The sequence below is a fragment of the Snuella lapsa genome (genome assembly GCF_039539345.1).
GTDB classification, from domain to species: domain Bacteria; phylum Bacteroidota; class Bacteroidia; order Flavobacteriales; family Flavobacteriaceae; genus Snuella; species Snuella lapsa.
The window spans coordinates 1-1,567 of sequence record NZ_BAABCY010000120.1; the positions used below are offsets into that span (position 1 = coordinate 1).

At 44.3% G+C, this 1,567-nt stretch carries 1 protein-coding gene; it reads right to left on the reverse strand.

What is annotated here, in order from left to right; all coding sequences use genetic code 11:
- Nucleotides 1-14: 14 nt before the first annotated feature.
- Nucleotides 15-1,517, reverse strand: coding sequence for an IS1182 family transposase (locus tag ABD792_RS19120; protein WP_345008189.1), 1,503 nt, complete (start codon nucleotides 1,515-1,517; stop codon nucleotides 15-17).
- Nucleotides 1,518-1,567 lie beyond the last annotated feature (50 nt).

The following is a 1,567-nucleotide window of genomic DNA, read 5'->3' on the forward strand; positions in this document are numbered from 1 at the left end:
AGGGCCTTAAAATTTTAAGATTTGTAGATTATCAGTGTATGGTCTTTTTCAAAAAAGAAGCATAGAAGGTCTACTAAAGTGGCTATTATGCTATTCATTTTACAACCAATTAGGTCAAGTCTGTTTTTTAGCTCTTTGCTTCCCAATATTTGCATGCATCTCAGTAAGTTGTAGGCACTAAAGCACAGGTATACTTCCGAGAGGACTTGCTTTTTACCTCTTACCAGAGTATGTGTAAAATGCCACTGTCGCTTGAGTGTCCCGAACTGGTGCTCGGTAATCTGTTGCCTTTGTCTGTAATAGTCCGGACGGCCCTCTACCCGTTTTTGATTTTCCTCCAAGTCCTTTTGGTAATAGTTACGTTCAATGAATCGGCCATTTTTATTATTGGTGCATTTTTCTCTTAATCCACATCCCGCACAGGCCTTGGTTTTATAGTGCTTAACACGGTGTCCGTTTTTGTTGTACCACTTTCCGTTGGTATGCATCACTTCTCCTGCCGGACAGGTATAGGTATCATTAAGCTCGTTATATTGGAAGTCCTGCATATCGTATAGCCCATTTTTTTGGCTGGAGTGTTCCTTGGGAGCGGAATATGTTGTAATCCCCGCTTGCATGCAGGCGGCAATCTCTGCTCCTGTAGTGTACCCTTTATCGGTCAGGGTGTCCATCTGTTCGACCTGGAGGAGCTCCTTGGCCTCGATGGCCATACTGGCCAGGGCACGGGTGTCATTAACGTTTCCCGTTTGGGCATTGGTAAACAGCTTGTGCTTACTGTCGCACCCTGCTTGTATGTTGTAGCCCACGTTGACGATGTTGCGGTGCAGGATGACCGAGCGCGCATCTGGGTCTACCGTACTTATCTGGCTTTGCCCACTATGGTTAAGCTGTTGTTCTATCCGCTTGTAGTTTTGTTTCTTTTGCTCTTGTCTGGCTATCTTGGTTTGGATCTCTTGCCGTTCTTGGGTGCCATCGGCCTGATCGAGTTGCTGTTGGTATTCTGCAATTTTGTTGTCAATATAGTCTATGTGGCGGTCTATTTTCTTTTGGTTAAAATTGTGCTTCAAACTGTTTTGTGCCCTGATCTTGAAGGAATCAATGGCAATGGTCTCTCCATCGATGAGTTTCCAATCCTTGAGCATCAGTACAAAGTACTGAAAGGCCTTCTTAAAGGCTTTGGCATTGTGTTTTCTAAAATAACAAATGGTCCTGGGACTTGGTTTTAACCCTTTAAGTAGCCACCATACTTCCACGTTGACCAAACAGGCCTGGTGTAGCTTATTGGATGAGCGCAGGCCATGGCGGTATCCATACATATAGAGCTTTAACAGTACCGAGGGGTGATATGGAGGACGTCCAGTTGCTTCATGCGTAGTAAGGGCAAAGCCCAATTGGTCCATAGGAAGGTTATTGACAAAACAATCCACCAAACGGGCGTAAGAGTCTTGGGCTACCATAGATTCCAGATCGATCATGGTAAGCTGATGTCGATCCAATTCTTGTTCTAGGTGATGCATAAGTACTGGTTTTGATGTACTTACAAGTTATAAAAACTTCAGTAATCCCA